The sequence below is a fragment of the Chryseobacterium oranimense genome, from assembly GCF_900129755.1.
Taxonomy (GTDB): Bacteria; Bacteroidota; Bacteroidia; order Flavobacteriales; family Weeksellaceae; genus Chryseobacterium; species Chryseobacterium oranimense.
In genome coordinates this window covers 701,704-721,103 of the sequence record NZ_FQWT01000001.1, presented here as the reverse complement: position 1 = coordinate 721,103, position 19,400 = coordinate 701,704, and the positions used below count along the sequence as shown (strand labels likewise).

Below are 19,400 nucleotides of genomic sequence, written 5' to 3'. Positions count from 1 at the left end.
AGATACAATCAAAACGAGCAATGGAAACTTCCATTGCTCATTTTTTGAAAATAATATATCAAGCATTTAATCCTCCAGAACCATTTTTTTGGAACCTGTAATTTTTCCGTCTGTGACCATTTTATATACATAAGTACCGGATGGAAAGTCCGAACTTGAAACCGTAACTGCCCCGTTTCCTTTTTCACGAAGGGGGAGAGATCTTACCAGCTGTCCGGAGATATTATAGATCTCGATAGAAGCTGTTTTTGCATTTTTCGGCAGATAATAGCCAATGCTTGTTCCGTTTTTGGTGGGATTGGGAACATTTTGGGCTAATTTTGCGATATCATATGATGATATATTGGTTGATGAAATACCTTTATTCAGTAACAATTGCTTCAGCTCTTCTACCGTATTTTCAAGGTTCTTAATGCGGTCTTCCAGTTTCAGGATAGTTTCATCAGGAGAAGCCATTCTGTTAAGGGAGGTATTGGAAACCATTACATTTCCGTTTGGATCTACTACCAGGGCGCGGCCGCTTCCTGTAGGCAGATTTTCATGTCTTACCGTTCCTACCGTATGGAAATTGGCAGTAGGAGTAAGCGTAAGAATACCTACACTTTTATCTTTGATCAGCATCGTTGATGTAGTCGATAGCCCAAACATAATGGATAATGGAATGTTATTCGTAAGCTTTGCGCCTCCCGTTCCGGAGCCTATTACAAAAGAACGGTTTCCCGTAGCGGCAAGATCAATTCCGAATCCGCCGGAATAAACATCTTTAAGGTCTATACCTACTCCCAGTGCAAACTGATTATGGTTTCTGATGATGTTTTTCCAGCCCAGAGCTACAGATTTGCTTGATCCATTCAGGACGGCATTGGCTTGGCCGCCAATAATATTGGCACCTCCGCCGTTAGCCAGATCGTTTTCCCAGCCGGCTACCAGGGAGCTTCCGGCGTTGCCCCCAAGAACATTGGAAATTCCTACAATGATGCTTCCCTTTGCTTTAGAGACGTTGGAATTATTCACGGCATCTACGATAAATGAGCCGGGTTCGTTAAGGATAGCCTGTCCCGGATTCGCTGAAGCGCCATTGGTTCTCAGATAAAAAGCGATTGGGTCTACTGTTCCTGCATAATTGGCAGGGGTGATACCTGCATTCCCGTTAATGTCCCACTGCTGGGCACTGGCGATACCTGTTAAAAAAAGCATAGCAGCAGCCATGCCATTTTTCATGGATAATAATGATGTTTTCATAAATTTTGAATTTTGATGGTTTTTAGTTATCACTAAATTATGAAATATTTGTATTTAAAATCTGTTTTAATCACAGTGAGGTGATTTTAAAATAGTGTTAATTGATTTAAAATCAATAGTAAAGGGGATAATTTGAATTATTTTAAATATCTATAGAGTTTATTTATCTGATCTAATATTCTGAATCCCTTTTCAATGCTTGGGATTTCAAATTATACATCTCAGTTTCTTTTTAATAGATAAAAGTCCGTTTACGGTTTTCCGTAATTTTTCTTTCGCGGTTGTTTGTAGTTTCGGCATTATAAAACGAAAACAAACAAACTCAATTATTATGAATAAGAAAATAACTCCCGCAGACCTCTTTTTGGGAATCCTTGCCCTGCTGCTTATCAGCGTAAGCTTTTACCAGACATGGCTCGGGCTGCAGCAGATCTTCGGCCCTGCATCCTTCGTTATTGCTCTGGTATTATCCCTTTTACTTTTGTTCCTGTGCTGGATGCTTCGGAATGCCAAGCTTGAAGGAAAACCTACCGGAAGCCTTGTCGGAATCTACGTATTTATTGCCTCATTTTGCTTTATTGCCAATTTTAATGCATTGTATACCAGGTTTATGAAAACGGATATTTATACTGATGAACTACGGGATATCAATAAAAGTTTCATGGCTCTCGAAAACGATGTGGAATCCAAGCTGAGCTATAAATACAATAAAATCACCACCCAAAATATCGAGATCAAGAAAAAGCAGCTGATGGAGCAGATCAAAGATCCCGGAAACAAAGGAATAGGAACCCGGGCCCAGTCATTGATCAGGGATATTGAAAAACTAACGGGCCAGAAAGTAGATTTACTGACTCCCGTTGGAAATGATTATGAAGATCTTTCTGAGAGAATGGGTCACCAGATCGATAATATGATTTCTGACCTGTCTCCTGAAGAAAGAGCATTGAAGATGGACCTGAATAATGCTTCTTTAAAATGGAACAAAAACATTCAGGATTTGCTTCTTTTGTCTAAAAAAGAAAAAGATGACCTGTCGCAGGGTATTATCGATGAATCCCTTGCCGAATACAACAAATTGGGAAGCCGGGCACAGACCGTTCTTGGGAATGAGAAAATTCATTTTGAACCTCTGGTTTCCCAGACTCAGGAAGTGGGAAAGATCGGTTTTGCATTTGAACATGCCATCAAACATTTTGGAATGTACCAGTTTGTAGTGCTTGCAGGATGTATTTTGCTGGATTTCATTATTGTGATTATCATCTTGCTGGTTACAAGCCCCGATAATAACAGAAACAACCGGGGAAGTGTTTTCAATAACAAAAGAAGCGGAAATACTTTAATTCCAAATAATTAAACCATGGAAAATTTTAACGAGAAATTTAAACCCCTCTCTTTTGATCAGGAAGCAGAAGAAATGCTGAAACCCCTGTCATTTGATCGTGAACAGCAGGTACAGGATGATTTCGTTCCCATAGCCAGAACCATTTCCAACGATATTAAAAATAAGGAAAGCAATTTTATATTCTTCTTTGGAACAGCAGATTCAGGGAAATCTGTAATTCTATCTTCCATGCTTTACTACCTGAAATCTCATGCAGGTGTTTTGAGACCGAAACTTGGAACTCCTAACAGTAAAGAGGCCAACGTCCTGCTGTCTGATTTTTTTGAGAACATTCGGCAGGGAATTTTACCGGGCAGATCAACAAGAGATCAGGTGACCCGCCTGGATCTGGTTTTCGAACCTAACAATAAATCAAAAAAAGTGGTTCCTATTGATCTTACTTTTCTGGAGACTTCAGGGGAAAACCATAATGAGATCAGAAGAGGCGGAAGCTATCACAGCAGTATAGAATCCTTTCTGAATGCCAATGTGCCGCTTACCTTTATTATTGTTACCAGCTACGATTCTGCCCATAAAGAAGACAGCCTGATCAATGAATTTCTGGATGAGCTGGAAAGAAAAGGGAAAAACCTGAAATCTGTAAATGCCGTACTGGTGATTTCCAAATGGGACAAATCGGGAAGGATGGATGTGGAAAGCGCGGAAGAGCTGGAAGGCTTTATTTCCGACCGTCTGCCGATGACTGCACAAAGGATCAATACTTATGGATTAAGCAAATCCTATTATACGATCGGGAGCGTTCAGAATTCCATAGGACAGGAGCGGGTGAACCTGCTCAATCTGTCTACCGCGGAAGTTCTGTCCAAATGGCTGTACAGAAGCATTACCGGTTACGATCTGGATTATGAAGGAACATTTTGGGAACGTTTAAAATTTAGCTTTACCAACTGATGGGCAATACTTATTTTTTTTCTGCGTTCGGGACTTTTGGGAACCCGAATGGTTTCAGGCAGTCTTATTTCCTGGGAGGTAATGCGGAAATCGCTAAAAATATCAGGACATTTGATTTAAAAACAGACGCTGTTAAGCTTTTTCCGGGTAGCAGGATCTATGGCATACGAATTGAGCCGGCCGGTAGTTCATCTCTGATTTCTTACGTTGTATACACTTTTGCAAAAGAACAGAACTCACAGCGTGGCGGAACATTTATAGGATCAAGCCTTATTTTTGTAGATAAGGTGGCTCCGGAAGGTCTTGTCATTAATGTTTTGGATGAATTTCACCAGCATCTTGAAGATCGTAATGTTGCAGACGGTACCATTACCATTAACCATTCCGATAAATTTTCTATTGATAAGCCGAAAGACTTCGATAAAATCAATTTGAATCTCCGTCAGATAGAAAACCTGGGTACCACTCAGTCTGGCAATAATTACCTTATGGTTTATATGGAGAATAGATCTTCCCAGCTGCAGTCTTTATTAAGCAGGGCAACAGGGCTTTTGAGCATATATGATATGATCTATTTCACTGATAACCGTGAAGTTGCTGAGTTTGTCCAGCAGAAAGGGATTTTTAAAATTGTGGATGAAAATGGATTTGACCGTGAAATTCAAAAATCGGATGAAGAAAAATCCAGGCTCGTCAGCAACTGTATCCAGGAGTTGGAACAGGAGAAGGAAAACCTGAAAGAAGACAGAAAAACCATCATTAACGATATCGAAAAACAGATTGCTCACAATGAAAGGAAACATCAGGAGAACGAAAAGAAGATCATTGAATCAAAAGAAGGCATTGTAACCATCAATCAGGAATTTGATCAATATGCTGCGAACATAGATGAACTGGTTAAAAAATTAAAGTCAGACGGAAAAGTAGAATTCATCAGAAAGCAGCATCTGGAAAGAAGAAAGGTATTTGCGGATAAGATCAGGCTCACCAAAGATATTGGTACAGTCAGCTCAATTGGAGCAAGTTCTTGGATGAATCAGAGTCATTCAAGACCCAGACTTGGAAATAGCCTGGAAGATTTCAACCGGGAAAACGAAAGCTACAGCCATAAAGAAACACGGCTGAACGGGTATAAAATTGCTTTTTGGAGCCTCCTTTTATTATTGACAACAGGAGCAGTATGTTATATAATGTTTTTCGATGGTGGAAAAATTATAGGATTTCCAGAAGACTAGAGAGTTGATGGGTGAAAAAAATAACCATTAGAAAGGTGTGCTTACTGGCACACCTTTTTAGTTTTCTGATATGCAATTGTTGATTGAATCTAGCCATCGGCTTTGCTGTACAAAAAAATAATTCTCTTTCAGCTTAAGAAAAAATAGCAAAAAAAAATATTTTTTTAAACAGTTGTTTAAATTATTGTTGCTGTGTTAATTAAGGATTATAACTCCAATACTATCAGCTTAAATAGCTCCTGTAAATAAAATTTTGGTATGCAAATTGTTGATAGGTCCTGTATTTTGGAAAGCGCATTTTGGCTCTTAAAATGTGTAAAAAATCTTAATTTATTATAAAAGCGTATGAATTATTTAAATTTTGGCGCTATTAATGAGAAAGTGATTTTCTTGTTAATAGCTCTTTTTTATGGTATTGCGCGTGCTCAGTGTACCGCTTATACCGGCCAGGCAATGAACCTAGGAACAACCTATTGTCTCAACGGAAATCTTACATTAACCAACGATATTACCATTCCTCAGGGAGCAGTTTTAGTTATTCAGCCGGGATCGGCACTTATTGTAAAAGGAATTACAGTCAACGGTGATCTTGAAATCAAAGACGCTGCGAGTGTGAAATCAGAAGGTTCCATCATCATCGGAGTTTTCGGAAGTCAGAAAAGCTCAAAAGTTAAGCTGGGGACCAAAGCATATCTTTCCCTTACCGGATCGGTTTCCCAGGGAGATCCTTCATTCATGGGAACATTTCCCGGAGCGACTTCAACCATCGATATGGGAACATACAGTGTTGTGGAAATATGCGGGACTTTCAGCCAGCAGTCCGTTACCTATCCTTTTGTCAATTATATCGGGGCTCCTTTGGGGAAAGCCTATTGTATTGCCAAAGCACAGGTAAGCGGAGGAGGAGCTTCCATACTCAGTAACGACAGCCAGATTATTGCCATTGCCATGGATACGGTAACGGGGCTTGCGCCTGGAAATGCCAGTTTCTGCGGACCAAATGCAACCAAGGCCCTGTGTCCTTCTTTGTGGCCTGAAGGGCTTCCGGAGGATAAACAGGTTTGCGGTTTTGCTGATGAAATAGTTCATGAGCTTGATGATTACTGTACCAAACCCGGAGCTTCAGGCGTACCTGACAGTTATACCAAAATGGGGATTACAGTACAGCAGAAAACGGCTGACTGGCCTGAGAATATTCCCAATGGATTTCTTGCGTTGGAGTCGAAAACCAAAGGATTTGTCATTACCAGAGTACAGCATGTAAGCCAGGTTCCTCAATCGGGAGATGCTGTTTCGGAACCAAAAGAGGGGATGCTTGTATATGACATCCAGGATCGTTGTATAAAACTATATAACGGAACTCAATGGAAATGTATTGAAAGAAGCTGTAATGATTAACCTAATTATTAAAAATATGAAACATATAAAAAGTTTAAGCACTGTTCTGATCGTATTGGCTTTTAATACTTTCCATGCGCAGGTAGCCATAGGTAAAGACATAATTGAAGGTAAAAACACAATATTGGATTTTAACAACAGCCCGGAAAACACAAAAGGTCTGATTCTTCCTGCTACAAAAGGTCTTCCTGCCGGAAATACAGCCAACGGAACATTTATTTTTGATACCTCTGATGACAAAGTAAAAGTATATGAAAATAATAGTTGGAAAGCATTGAGCGATACGGGAAATTCCACGACAATTAAAGCAAACGATTCGAATGAAAACGGAGCCGGAGTTATAATCGGAGAGAAGGAGGGGAGCGCTGATGGAGTTCTTGTCTTAGAGTCACCGGACAAAGCTATGATTCTTCCCAAAATCTCTTCACCCCATCTCAGCGTAAAAGATCCGTATCCCGGAATGATCTGTTATGATACGGCCAGCAAAACATTCGCTGTTTTCGATGGAACAGTTTGGAATTTTTGGAAATAATAACAGTAGAGAATATCAAAAAGCCCTGCATTAATCGTAAGCAGGGCTTTTTTATTTTTTTCTTCCGTACATCAATATTCTTTTGAAAGCATAAATAGCAGGAAGTTTTGGAAAATTTTTCTCAATACGTTTTTTAAATTCTGCTGTGAAACTTTTCTGTTGCTCCTCATCAAGCCTTTCCAGGTAAGGAATTAAAGCAGATCCGGAAATAAAGTTAAACAAACTTTCATGATCGTCAGCAATAATAGGATACACCTTCTGAAACAGATTTAAATCCTCAATCCCGTTATCGAACAGAATCTGTGCATACTCATCTATGGTAAGAACAGCAGACGGGCGGTTCCAGCCTTTAAGCTGGGATCTGAAGGGTTCATCACCCGCCAGTTCAGAAAGAATTTTGTTCAATGTATTTCCCGGCTGGTAAGGCATCTGTATGGCAAGCTGTCCGCCGGATTTCAACTTTGAGATGAGTTTTGGGAACAGATCATAATGATTATCCGACCATTGTAAAGCAGCATTGCTGAAAATAAGATCCCAGTTTTCGTCAGCGTTCAGCATTTCTTCTGTAGTAGCAAGCTTGAAATGAAGGCGTTCGTTTTCCAGTGCTTTAGATTTTTCCAGCATTTCAGGAGAAGAATCGATTCCTGTAAATTGGGCGTTGGGAAATTTCTCAGTAAGAATGGCCGTCTGTTCACCCGTTCCGCAGCCAAGGTCTACCGCTTTCATTTCCTTTTCATTCGTGATCAGTTCAGCAAGATCATAAAAAGGTTTGAAACGGATATTTTTAAATTGATTGTAAACTTCAGGATTCCAGGGCATATTTGTGATGTTAGAATGAAGTTTCAATTTAGTAATTCCGGAAAGAAATACTGAAAACAAAATGATAAAATATTCTTAAATGTTCAAGTTAAAATTATGAGCAGATTAAGCATATTTATATTGATAACTGATAGCATAATTTAATTTTGAAATTAAAAATCATTTTCATCATAATTATACGCAAACATCTGCCCGATCTGCTCAATCAGCGAGAGACAAAAAAGTTATATAAGATTCTTGGGTCTAAAAATATTTATAAAATCTGCACACTTTCCTTAATGCTGTTCATCACAAAAATACTTTTCGTCTGCCCGATTCCTTCAATTTCAGATAGCTTATTCACAAAAAACTCATGAAAGTCATCCATATTCGGAGCTAGAATTTTAAGCATAAAATCAAAATCTCCGCTGATGTTGTAGAATTCTACCACCTCTTTTAGTTTTCCTACTTCTTCTATAAATTTTCCCGCAGTTTTTTTGTTGTGGACATTCAGGGCAATCATGCAGATCACCATCATGCCTTTGTTTACTTTTTTACGGTCCAGAACAGCGGTGTACTCCCTGATGATGCCCAGCTTTTCCATTCGTTTGATCCGTTCATGCGTAGGAGTTGAGCTTAAATTGATCCTGGCTGAAATATCACGCACACTCATTTTAGCATCCTTTTGAAGTAAACGCAGGATAGAAAGGTCTTTTTCGTCGGGAATGTAATGGTCTGTAGTCATTTGTTCTGTTTTTAAAGATTGGTATTCTGTTAATAATCGATTTGTTCTTTTATATGATATTAAATAGTTTATTTGTTCCAAATTTACCATATTATTTTCAAATACGTTCTTTTAAAATTAATTTTGTAGAAAATTTGAATACATGAGTACGAGGAAAAATTTAATATTAATATTAGCATCGGTAGGAACATTTGTGGAGGCTTTGGATATTGCCATTATTAATTTAACCATTCCTTCTATTCAGGAGCAGTTCAACATTGGGGCTGCAACCGTACAGTGGCTTCAGACTTTATATGTATTGTTTTTTGGCGGTTTTCTGATTATTGGCGGAAAGCTTTCCGACCAGATCGGGCGCAAGAAGATATTCCTTGTCGGAGCTCTGGTCTTTATGCTGACTTCGTTAGGAGCCGGACTTTCCCAAAGCTTTGAAATGTTAGCGGTATTCCGTGCTCTTCAGGGATTGGGAGCCGCATTGATCATGCCTTCTGCTTTATCCATTGTGACCAACACATTCAGAGGTGAGCAGGAACGTAACCGTGCCATCGGGATTTTCAGCTCATTCGCTGCCATTGGCTCGGGAAGCGGGCTTTCGGTGGGGGGAATTATCAGTACTTACTTAAGCTGGCACTGGGTTTTCCTGATCAATGTTCCTATTCTTTTATTGACCTTGATTTTTGCTTACCGGTATCTGCCTGCAGACGAAAAAGATGAAGCAGGGCAGAAGACAGATCTTGTATCGGGAATATTGCTTGTTTTGGGACTTTTGAGCCTTACCTACGGGACGCATGAGCTGGTTCATATAAAAGAAAATTCTCTTCTTGTTATCGGTTCTTTGATAATTGCTGTTCTCCTTCTGGCTGCTGTATTCATCAGGTTAAAATCCGTAGCTCAGCCGTTGATAGATTTGCAGATGTTCAGACACAGATCATTAGTCATTTCTAATGCCGTTTTCTTCACATTAGGGGCATTTTTCATAGGATTTTTATTCCTTATTTCATTAATGCTTCAGAAGGATATGGGGCACAGTGCGGCTTCTGCCGGGCTGATGCTTGTGCCGTTCAGTATCATGTCTGCACTGGCTGCAAAATTTGTATTGCCTTATATTTCCAAAAGGTTGAATTCTTCCCGGATGGGAGTGTTTGGCTGGAGTTTTATGCTTGCCGGAGCCCTGTCTTTACTGATTGCGGTTTATATGGGCCATCCATTGACGATTGTATTATTGGGAGCAGCCTGTATTTCAGGAATCGGGATGACGTTTTGCTTTACTGCGCTCTCAGTAATGGGAATCCAGGATGTGGCGCCCTCTCATTACGGAGTGGCTTCCAGTTTAAGTTCTACAAGTTATTTTTTAGGTGCAGGGATAGGGCTTTCGTTCATGACTTTGATGAGCCAGATTTTTCCTTCTCAATATGCCGTAGGGGATTTAAGCCTGATCATTCTGATCGGATATGCTTTGCTGGCTCTTGGATTGCTGCTTTATTTTATTGTCAGAAGCTCAAAAATGAAGCATGCGGAAATAGCTGTTTCATAATTTTATTAAAAATATACAAACTATATGAAAGGGGATCGGTATTATTGTGCCGGTTCTTTTTTTATTTAATCCGATGCCGGTTATGAGAAAGAATTGATTGTTGAGATATAAAATGTACAGCAAAGAAAGCTAATTTTCCCTTCTTCATAAAGTAAAACCTATTCTTCTTCGTCTATGATGATGAAAGCTTAAACGATCTCATCATGAAGCATACAAATATACATGCAGGCGTCATTCTTATCCCGGATTTCAGCGGGTTTACTGAATTTGTATTCAATACAAAACTTTATACGGGAGAATATATTGTAAGACAGCTATTATCTACCCTGATCGATATGAATGATCAGTATTTTGAAATTTCAGAGATCGAAGGGGACGCTATTTTATTTTACAGGTATGATAATAATCCGTCCTATCAGCGTATTTCTAAAATGCTCTGGAAGATGCGGAATGCCTTTAACCAAAAGATTAAAGAATTGAATAAGGAACTGAGCATTTCTATCGATATGTCACTCAAATTCATTGTACATTACGGAAAGTTTTCACAGTATACCATCGGAAATTTTAAGAAACTTTATGGCAAAACGGTGGTTGAAGCCCATCAAATGCTTAAAAATAACTTCGCGGAACAGCCTTCATATGCTCTTTTCAGTAATTCTTTTCTGGAAAACAGCGGTAACAGAGAGGCAGAGATCAATACACAAGAATATTATCTTCCTGAAGGAGAGATGATTCATTATTTTGAGAATGCTCATTAGTAAAGTCAATGCTGAAGAGGAATAGAATGTAAAAAACAGGCCCCTTAGAACCTGCTTCAAAATTAAATATACTAATATGATGACTACTTCAATGTAAATTTCACCTTCGTCTTGATAGCATCAGAAGAATTACCGATCTGTGCTTCAAAATCTCCGGGTTCAGCTACCCAGTCATGCTTTTCAGCATCAAAATAGCTCAGAGATGTTTTATCAATGGTAAAGGTTACTTCTTTCTGTTCGCCGGGATTTAAAAATACTTTTTCAAACCCTTTCAGTTCTTTTGCAGGGCGAGGTACGGAAGCTTTGATATCACTGATGTAAAGCTGTGCCACTTCAGCACCTGCTCTCTTCCCTGTATTTTTTACAATTACGGTAAAAGTGATCTTATCATCCTGAGACATCACATTTTTATCAGCCGTTGCTTTTCCGAATTCAAATGTGGTATAGCTCAATCCATGTCCGAAGCTGAATAAAGGTTTTATCTTTTTCGTGTCATGCCAGCGGTATCCTACAAAAATACTTTCATTGTAAGTAATATTGATCGGGTTCTTCTGGTCTTTACCTTTTCCGGCTGCCAGTTCGTCTTTCTGTCCGGGATACTCTCCCAATCGGTGCGCTGAATTATCTTCGAGTTTCACAGGGAATGTAAACGGAAGTTTTCCGGAAGGATTGGCGTCACCAGCCAAAACAGAAGCGATAGAATTACCGGCTTCAGACCCAAGATACCAGGATTGAAGTACAGAAGGAACCTCCTTGATCCAAGGCATGGCGACTGCATTTCCGGAAACCAGAACTACTGCAAGGTTTTTATTGGCTTTTGCCAACGCCGAAATCACATGGTCCTGATTGTAAGGAAGTCCGTAGCTTTTTCTGTCGTTACCTTCGCTGTCCTGGAAATCAGATTTATTCAGTCCTCCCACGAAAATCACGTAATCGGAATTTTTTGCCAGTTCTACGGCTTCGTTAAGCAATTCTTCTGCAGGACGGTCATCTTTCAGATTCTGGCCGGATTTTACCCCGTTGTATTCTCCGCCGATATCGCCCACATAACCTCTTGCGTACTGTACATCGGCCTGTTTTCCAAACCTGTTTTTAATTCCATCTAATGGAAGGGTTTCATATTTTACTTTTAGCGATGAAGAACCTCCGCCGACGGTCATTACCTTAATGGCATTTTCGCCGATAACGGCAATTTTTTTAGCTTTATTAACATCAATAGGAAGTACGTTTCCTTGATTTTTCAGCAGTACAATACCTTCTTCCCCGATTTCTTTGGCTACAGCCTTATGCTCCTCAGAAGCAACATTTCCGAAAGGTTTGTTCCTGTTCATCGTGGTTTTATAAGCCAGGCGTAGGAGTCTCGTCACCTTGTCGTCAAGTTCTTTAGTTCCTACTTTTCCGGATTTGATAAGATCTAAGTAGGGTTTTGCCAGATAATAATTATCGTATGCGTTTTTAGTTCCTTTAGAAAGTCCGTTCGTCCAGCTGCCGAATTCAAGGTCCAGTCCGTTGTGGATGGCCTGCTCTGTATTGTTTACCGCTCCCCAGTCAGACAATACAACACCTTTGTAGCCCCATTCCTTTTTCAGAATATCATTCAAAAGATATTGATTCTGGCTGGCATATTGGTTTTTGTACATATCATAAGCCCCCATGATTGTCCACGAATCACCTTCGGTTACTGCTGCTTTGAATGGCGGAAGATAGATTTCGTAAAGTGCTCTGTCATCTACATTAACGTTACTGGTATGGCGGAACATTTCCTGGTTGTTTAAAGCAAAATGCTTCACAGAAGTAGCGACCCCGTTAGATTGAACCCCTTTGATATAAGGAACCACCATTTTTGAAGTTAAGTACGGGTCTTCCCCCATGTATTCAAAGTTTCTTCCGTTCAGCGGAGTTCTGTAAATATTAACTCCGGGTCCGAGGAGGATATCTTTTTTTCTGTAGCGGGCTTCTTCACCAAGGGCTTTTCCGTAATTCCATGACATTTTCTTGTTCCATGTTGCAGAAAGTGCTGTAAGGGCAGGGTAGGCTATGATCGAGTCATTGGTCCATCCGGCCTGGTCCCATTCGTCCCACATCACTTCAGGCCGTACCCCGTGAGGACCGTCTGTTGTCCAGAATTCGGGAATTCCCAGTCTTGGAACACCGGGTGAGCTGAATTTGGACTGTGCATGCAGCATTGCTACTTTTTCTTCAAGCGTCATTCTTGAAAGAGCATCCTGAATACGCTGTTCCACAGGTTTTGATTCATCTAAATAGATGGGTAGGGTTTGAGTCTGAGCCATATATGAAGCAGAAATAAGAGTGAATAAACTTACAATGGCGGTTTTCTTGAACATACAATGCCTTTTATTGATTAACAACAAAAGTAAGTAAAATTTTTATTATCTCAAATTGAGAAAATAAAAATAAGCCAATTAATTTTAAGTTTAAGAAGTTTGAGTGTTGAAGAGTTTTAGGGTTTCGAGTTCCGGGTTCTGAGAAGGTTAATGATTTCATCAATATTGATAAAGGACAATATCTGGTGGCTGAGGCTCCCGAAGCCACCAGTTTTTTGGGAGAGTTCTTTATGTTATGGCATACAACCTGAAACCCACACCCAGGAACTCAAAAATTCGCATCACTCATGATCTGCCCATCCCTTCACTGCTCCGCCTTTAAAAATTTCTTCCGCTTTTTTAACCACAGCCTCTGACTGGTATGCTTTTACAAAGTTTTTGACTTTTGCAGAATTTTCATTGTCATGGGTCGTAACAATAACATTCACATATGGTGAATCTTTATCTTCACTGAAAACACCCTGTTTTTCTGCATCTAATCCAGCCTGCGAAGCGAAATTATTATTGATGATTGCAATAACCACTTCTCTGTCATCCAATACTCTTGGCAGCTGAGGGGCTTCAATTTCCAGGATTTTCAATTGTTTTGGATTTTCTGTGATGTCGGTAACTTTAGGTAATAATCCGGTTCCTTCCCTTAATTTTAACAGCCCGTTTTTCTGAAGAAGGAGTAATGACCGGCCTTCGTTTGTAGGATCATTGGGAATAACGATTGTACTTCCGTTCTGCAGCTGGCTAATATTTCTGATCTTTTTTGAATAAGCAACGATAGGATACACAAAAGTATTCCCGACTACAGCAAGTTTGTACCCTCTCTGTCTCGACTGCTCGTTAAGATAGGGAACATGCTGGAAGGCATTAGCCTCGATATCTCCGTTGTTTAAAGCCTCATTCGGAACTACATAATCATTGAACGGAATAAGCTCCACATCAAGATTATATTTTTCTTTAGCTACTTTTTTTGCTGCTACGGCAATTTCCATTTCCGGCCCGTAAGTAATCCCTACTACAATATGATTCGGATCATCTTTTTTTCCTGAACATGCATTAAATAGGAAGAGTCCGGCCGCTAAAAGGCCTAGAATGTTTATTTTTTTCATTAGAATTTTTTTTTAAAGAGCTGGCTGAGGTGCTCGAAGCCTCTGTTATTGTATTTACCTGTGGTCGAATTTCTTTGCTAATCTGTCTCCTGCAAACTGTATGATAAATACCAATACGACAAGCAGTACCAGAACTACATTCATAATCACAGCATCATAGCCGATATACCCATACTGATAGCCGATCTGCCCTAGACCGCCTGCACCCAATGCACCTCCCATTGCAGAATAGCCTACCAATGTGATTAAGGTGATTGCCGCGTTGTTTATCAGGGAAGGAAGCGCTTCCGGAAGCAATACTTTCTGAATGATCTGTAAAGGTGATGCGCCCAAAGCTCTTGCGGTTTCTATCAAACCATGCGGAACCTCGAGAAGGCTGTTTTCCACCAACCTGGCAATAAACGGAGCTGCTCCTACGCTCAGCGGAACCAGTGCTGCATTCATTCCAATTGAAGTTCCAATAATTACCCTTGTAAATGGAATCATCCAGACAATCAAAATAATAAAAGGAATAGAGCGGAAAATATTAACCAGGATAGAAGTAACTCTATAATAAGCTGTATTTTCCAGCAACTGGCCTTTCCTTGTTAAGAACAATAGAATTCCGACCGGAAGTCCTAAAACAAATCCAAAAAATCCTGAGACAAACGTCATATAAACCGTTTCCCAAAGTCCCTTTCCCAACAGGGAAATTACCGAATCACTAAGCATATCCTTTTACTGTATTTTGAATTTTATTCTGGTTAAAATAATAAATGGCTTTCTGGTTGTCTTCAGTTTCTCCCTGCAGCTGAAGAAGGAGTTTTCCGAAATTGGAGTCACCAAGGTACTCTACATCGGCTTTCAGAAGCTTGTAAGGTATTTTATATTGGTCGTAAAGGGTTGACAGAAGTTTTTCAACACTGATATTTTCATTGAGTTCTATTTCTACCAGCGGAAATAAACCGTCTTGCGGTTCTTTCTGCAGTTTTTTATTAAGTTCCTGAGGTATGGTCATGATATCTGAATTTATAAATTGTCGGATCACCGGGTTTTCCCTGTCCGAAATGATCTCGCTTAATGTTCCTTTTGCTAATAATCTTCCTTTGTCGATCACCGCAACATGATTGCAGACTGCTTTAATAACTTCCATTTCGTGGGTGATCAGCAGGATGGTAATACCAAGTCTTTGATTTATATCCCTTAAAAGCTGCAGAATCGATTGTGTGGTCGCCGGATCCAGTGCACTGGTCGCTTCATCACAAAGAAGGAGATAAGGATCATTGGCCAGGGCCCTTGCGATGGCAACTCTTTGTTTCTGCCCTCCGGAAAGGCTCTTAGGATAATCATTGGCCTTGTTTTCCAGTCCTACGATCTTCAGCAGTTCATTTACTTTTTTATTGATCTCATCTTTACTTACATGGTCAAGCTCTAAGGAAAGAGCTACATTGTCAAAAACCGTTCTTGATGAAAGCAGGTTAAAATGCTGGAAGATCATTCCAATTTTTTTTCGTTCACCTGCAAGCTGCTTTGAGCTTAGCTTAGTGAAATCCTTTCCGTTGATAATGATCTGGCCTTCGTCAGGTCTTTCCAGAAGGTTTACGGTACGGATCAGGGTACTTTTTCCTGCACCGGAAAATCCTATGATCCCTACGATATCCCCCTTTTCTATGCTGAGGCTTACCTGATCCAGTGCTTTGAAAGACTGCTTTTTTTGATGAAATGTTTTTGAAATGTTCTTGATTTCTATCATTTTTTTAATGTATAGTTTTAATTTTAAATAGGCTGATACGGTCTTACGGTCTTATTGAAGAACCTTTTCACTCTCCTGATCTTTACTTTTGAGCGTTTCGAAAGCCTGAAGTATTTGGTCGTATTGGTAAGAAGTACTCCCAATAATATCACAGATAGGCCGTACATCTGGCTTCCGTTAATGGTTTGCCCGGCTACGATCCAGCCTGCGAATACCGTAACGATCGGGTTAATATAAGTATGGGTACTTACCAATGCTGCCGGCTTCACAGATAGAAGCCATATGTAGGATAAATAAGCGACTATCGATCCGAAAAACACCAGGAACAATACTCCTGCCCATGCCGATACAGGAATGTTGGAGAATGAAAAACCGTGCCATTCTCTTCTGAAAGAAGCAATTATAAAGGAAGCAGCTCCGGCAATGATAAGCTGCTGAGCAATATTCATAAGCGTTGACTGTGAGGCCGGGTTTTTCTTTGAATATAAAGATCCCAGAACCCATGCCACAGAGCTTAATGCCAGTACAATAAATGCAGAAATCCGCAGTTTTCCGTCAGCTGTTGCATGATGAGTATTGGAAACGCTTCCATTCAGGAATAATATTAAGCCTGCAAATCCTATAATCAATCCGATTGGAATGAATTTATCGGAGAAATAGTATTTCCAGTTTTTCTTGTCGATTGCAATGAACCAGAAGGGACCTGTTGCAATGGCGATTGCCGCTTCAGAAGCAGATACATACTGTTCACCCCAGGCTACAAGACCAGTTCCTCCGGTAAGAATCAATATTCCGGTAATCCCGTTTTTCTTCCAGTTGGTTAAAGAATTTGCTTTTTCACCTTTAGCAGCCAGCCATCCCAGCATCAAAAGCCCGGCCGCTAAAAACCGGAATCCGGAAAGAATAAAAGGAGGAAATCCTTTAAGACCGAAAGAAATGGCGAGGAACGTAATTCCCCAAATCACATAAATATTGATAAATGCGAGCGGCACCAGCCAGCTGTTTTTAAAAGTGCTCATTTGTATGTTTTTGTATATTATTATATTAAAATAAAAAGGCCCTACAACGTGGTAAGGCCTTTAGAATATGGTATATTTAAATCAAGGTCAGCCACGGAATTTCTGATGCATAGGCATACAGTTGCACATCATCATAGTTTTGATGGCCTGTTTATTTAGGGACTGATGTTTTAATTCCTGTTTCATTTTTGTTTCATTTCCTGAATACGGTTGCAAATATAGGACATATATTTTTATTAGTCCACTGAAATTATAGACTTTTTGATATTTTTTGTTTTTTATTTATTAATATATTGTTTTTCAGCTTTTTGTGTTATTTTAAGTTTTGTTAATACATTAATTAGAAATTTAAGAGCCAGATTATTTCTTTTTGTTGGTTCGGATATTTCAGTGATATTGGCAACTCAATTTCACCTGACAATATATAATCATTCATTAGCCTTTCTATCAGATACTTATACTGATGAAGCAAACATCAACTCCTAACTAAATTAGCAAAATCCAAAAAAAATCACGACTTTTGTCCCCCTTCAATAATCCCGAAATTCATGAAACTTTGTATTGCCGAAAAGCCAAGTGTTGCCAGAGATATCGCCAAAGTATTAGGTGCTACAATGCCTAAGCAGGGCTATATGGAGGGCAACGGATACTGTGTGACCTGGACATTCGGACATCTCTGCACTTTGAAAGAACCGCATGATTACGGACCTCAGTATAAATCCTGGAATTTATTTTTACTGCCGATCATTCCAAGTAGCTTTGGGATCAAATTAATTCCGAACAAAGGCGTTGAAGCCCAGTTCAAAGTGATTGAGAAATTAGTGGAGGAATGTGATGAAGTCATCAACTGTGGTGATGCCGGGCAAGAGGGAGAGCTGATTCAGCGATGGGTTTTACAAAAAGCAAAATGTAATAAACCTGTTCAGCGTTTGTGGATCTCATCTCTTACCGAAGAAGCTATTAAGGAAGGTTTTGACAATCTGAAACCTGCTGAAGATTATAAAAACCTGTATCTGGCCGGAAATGCAAGAGCAATCGGCGACTGGCTCCTGGGAATTAATGCTACGAGATTATTTACCAAAAAATTTGGCGGGAATAAGGCCGTTCTTTCCATCGGAAGAGTACAGACTCCGACTCTGGCGATGCTTGTTCAGCGTCAGAAAGAAATTGATGCTTTTACCACTGAAGAATATTGGGAACTTAAAACAAAATACCGTGATGTTATTTTCAACGCGGCAATTGACCGTTTAAAAACCCTAGACCGGGCAGAAAAAGGACTTGAATACCTGAAATTGAATCCTTTTGAGATCGTTTCTTTTGAAATTAAAGAAGGAAAAGAAAAAAATCCAAGGCTTTTCGATCTTACCGGACTTCAGGTGGAAGCGAATAAAAAATACGGATATTCTGCAGAAAACACCTTGAATTATATCCAAAGTCTCTACGAAAAAAAGCACGTAACCTATCCGCGTGTAGATACAACTTACCTGTCAGATAACTTATATCCGAAAATAGCAGGCATTCTTCAGAAAATGTATCCTTACCAGGATCTGATTGCCCCGTTACTGGAGGCTCCGATTCCAAAATCAAAAGCCGTTTTTGATGATACCAAAGTAACGGACCACCACGCGATCATTCCAACAGAAGTTCCGCCTTCTCAAAATTTGAGCAGGGAAGAAAAGCTGATCTATGACCTTGTTGCGAAACGTTTTATTTCCGTTTTTTATCCTGAATGTAAAATCTCAAATACACTGGTGGAAGGGAAAGTAGGGACCATTCCTTTCAAAACCAGCGGAAGACAGGTTCTGGAACCGGGATGGAGAGCGGTTTATGCCAAAGAACCGAAAGAGGAAGTTACTGATAAAGATAAGGAGAAAGAAGAGGAGCAGACCATTCCTGAATTTAAAGTAGGGGAAAGCGGTCCTCATGATCCTATGATCCATCAGGGAAAAACCACACCACCTAAGCCATATACCGAAGCAACCCTATTGCGAGCTATGGAAACTGCTGGAAAACAGGTGGAAGACGAGGAACTGCGTGAACTGCTTAAAAACAATGGAATCGGAAGGCCGTCCACCCGTGCAAATATCATTGAAACGCTTTTTAAAAGGAAATATATTGAGAAAAAAAGAAAAAATCTCATTGCTACCCAAACCGGCATTCAGCTAATTGATACCATAGAGGATGAACTTCTGAAGAGTCCCGAACTGACCGGAGAATGGGAACAAAAGCTGCGAAAAATTGAAAAAGGGGAATATGAAGCCAATCAGTTTAAAGAAGAATTGATCCAGATGGTTTCCGATCTTACCCGAAAAGTAGTTGACGGGAAAGGAAAAGTAATCATGCTGCAGGAAGAGGAAAAAGCAGAGGAAAAAAAGAAAAGAGAGCCTGCACAGAAAAAAGAACTTCAGTCCTGGGAAGAAACAAAGTGCCCGAAATGTAAAGAACACCACCTGATCAAAGGAAAAGCAGCAGTGGGATGTTCAGATTTTAAAAATTGTGGGTTCAAAATCACCTTTGATGTATTTGGGAAAAAAATTTCTGATAAACAGCTTTTAGATTTGGTTTTAAAGGGGAAAACTTCAAAGCTAAAAGGTTTCAGTACCCATTCAGAAGCTTTAACAGAAGGAGTTCTGACACTTGGAGAAGATTTCCAGGTACAGCTTAATTAA

16 protein-coding genes are annotated in these 19,400 nt (G+C 39.7%); 8 read left to right on the top strand and 8 right to left on the bottom strand.

All coding sequences use genetic code 11. The features are described from left to right. Positions 1-66 precede the first annotated feature (66 nt). Complete coding sequence (locus BUB03_RS03335) at positions 67-1,242, bottom strand: T9SS type A sorting domain-containing protein (RefSeq protein WP_083538861.1); 1,176 nt, start codon at positions 1,240-1,242, stop codon at positions 67-69. A gap of 331 nt (positions 1,243-1,573) precedes the next feature. Between BUB03_RS03335 and BUB03_RS03330 the strand changes: the two genes are divergently transcribed. The 5 genes from BUB03_RS03330 to BUB03_RS03310 all read left to right on the top strand — a co-directional run bounded on the left by BUB03_RS03330 (position 1,574) and on the right by BUB03_RS03310 (position 6,703). Continuing rightward, positions 1,574-2,599: a hypothetical protein gene (locus tag BUB03_RS03330; protein ID WP_073060246.1), complete on the top strand. Its 1,026-nt coding sequence runs from the start codon at positions 1,574-1,576 to the stop codon at positions 2,597-2,599. A gap of 3 nt (positions 2,600-2,602) precedes the next feature. Further along, positions 2,603-3,538: a hypothetical protein gene (locus tag BUB03_RS03325; protein ID WP_073060244.1), complete on the top strand. Its 936-nt coding sequence runs from the start codon at positions 2,603-2,605 to the stop codon at positions 3,536-3,538. Further along, positions 3,538-4,773, top strand: a complete 1,236-nt coding sequence (locus BUB03_RS03320) for a hypothetical protein (protein WP_073060242.1) — start codon at positions 3,538-3,540, stop codon at positions 4,771-4,773. The genes BUB03_RS03325 and BUB03_RS03320 overlap by 1 nt, the downstream gene beginning before the upstream one ends. Positions 4,774-5,118: 345 nt before the next feature. Beyond that, a complete protein-coding gene (locus BUB03_RS03315) occupies positions 5,119-6,171 on the top strand; it encodes a hypothetical protein (protein ID WP_073060239.1) in 1,053 nt (350 codons plus the stop codon). 16 nt (positions 6,172-6,187) lie between these two features. Further along, positions 6,188-6,703 (top strand): hypothetical protein, encoded by a 516-nt coding sequence (locus BUB03_RS03310; protein ID WP_228417750.1) that lies wholly within the window; start codon positions 6,188-6,190, stop codon positions 6,701-6,703. A 51-nt stretch (positions 6,704-6,754) separates the two neighbouring features. Here the strand turns inward: BUB03_RS03310 and BUB03_RS03305 are convergent, their stop codons facing one another. Then, positions 6,755-7,522 carry a methyltransferase domain-containing protein gene (locus BUB03_RS03305; protein ID WP_073061290.1) on the bottom strand — a complete coding sequence of 256 codons (768 nt, stop codon included), beginning with the start codon at positions 7,520-7,522 and terminating at the stop codon, positions 6,755-6,757. Between the two features lie 253 nt (positions 7,523-7,775). After that, positions 7,776-8,246 (bottom strand): Lrp/AsnC family transcriptional regulator, encoded by a 471-nt coding sequence (locus tag BUB03_RS03300; protein WP_040994029.1) that lies wholly within the window; start codon positions 8,244-8,246, stop codon positions 7,776-7,778. Positions 8,247-8,388: 142 nt separating this feature from the next. On the opposite strand from BUB03_RS03300, the gene BUB03_RS03295 reads away from it, so the two are divergent. Both BUB03_RS03295 and BUB03_RS03290 read left to right on the top strand, forming a co-directional pair. Next, positions 8,389-9,777: an MFS transporter gene (locus tag BUB03_RS03295; RefSeq protein ID WP_073060237.1), complete on the top strand. Its 1,389-nt coding sequence runs from the start codon at positions 8,389-8,391 to the stop codon at positions 9,775-9,777. Positions 9,778-9,980: 203 nt separating this feature from the next. Beyond that, complete coding sequence (locus BUB03_RS03290) at positions 9,981-10,535, top strand: DUF2652 domain-containing protein (protein ID WP_040994033.1); 555 nt, start codon at positions 9,981-9,983, stop codon at positions 10,533-10,535. 83 nt (positions 10,536-10,618) lie between these two features. On the opposite strand, the gene BUB03_RS03285 is transcribed toward BUB03_RS03290, so the two are convergent. From BUB03_RS03285 to BUB03_RS03265, 5 genes are all read right to left on the bottom strand, one after another. Continuing rightward, a complete protein-coding gene (locus tag BUB03_RS03285; RefSeq protein ID WP_228417784.1) occupies positions 10,619-12,826 on the bottom strand; it encodes a glycoside hydrolase family 3 C-terminal domain-containing protein in 2,208 nt (735 codons plus the stop codon). 335 nt (positions 12,827-13,161) lie between these two features. Next, entirely contained in the window at positions 13,162-13,980 is an 819-nt protein-coding gene (gene metQ, locus BUB03_RS03280; RefSeq protein WP_083538859.1) for a methionine ABC transporter substrate-binding lipoprotein MetQ, read from the bottom strand. Positions 13,981-14,034: 54 nt separating this feature from the next. After that, on the bottom strand, positions 14,035-14,691 hold the full coding sequence (gene metI, locus BUB03_RS03275; protein WP_040994036.1) for a methionine ABC transporter permease MetI: 657 nt from the start codon (positions 14,689-14,691) through the stop codon (positions 14,035-14,037). Further along, entirely contained in the window at positions 14,684-15,712 is a 1,029-nt protein-coding gene (locus tag BUB03_RS03270; protein WP_073060232.1) for a methionine ABC transporter ATP-binding protein, read from the bottom strand. Before BUB03_RS03270 ends, metI begins: the two co-directional genes overlap by 8 nt. Before the next feature lie 23 nt (positions 15,713-15,735). Next, the gene (locus BUB03_RS03265) at positions 15,736-16,731 is read right to left on the bottom strand and encodes an EamA family transporter (RefSeq protein ID WP_073060230.1); all 996 of its coding nucleotides are present in this window, start codon (positions 16,729-16,731) and stop codon (positions 15,736-15,738) included. Between the two features lie 548 nt (positions 16,732-17,279). On the opposite strand from BUB03_RS03265, the gene BUB03_RS03260 reads away from it, so the two are divergent. Beyond that, positions 17,280-19,400 (top strand): type IA DNA topoisomerase, encoded by a 2,121-nt coding sequence (locus tag BUB03_RS03260; RefSeq protein ID WP_073060227.1) that lies wholly within the window; start codon positions 17,280-17,282, stop codon positions 19,398-19,400.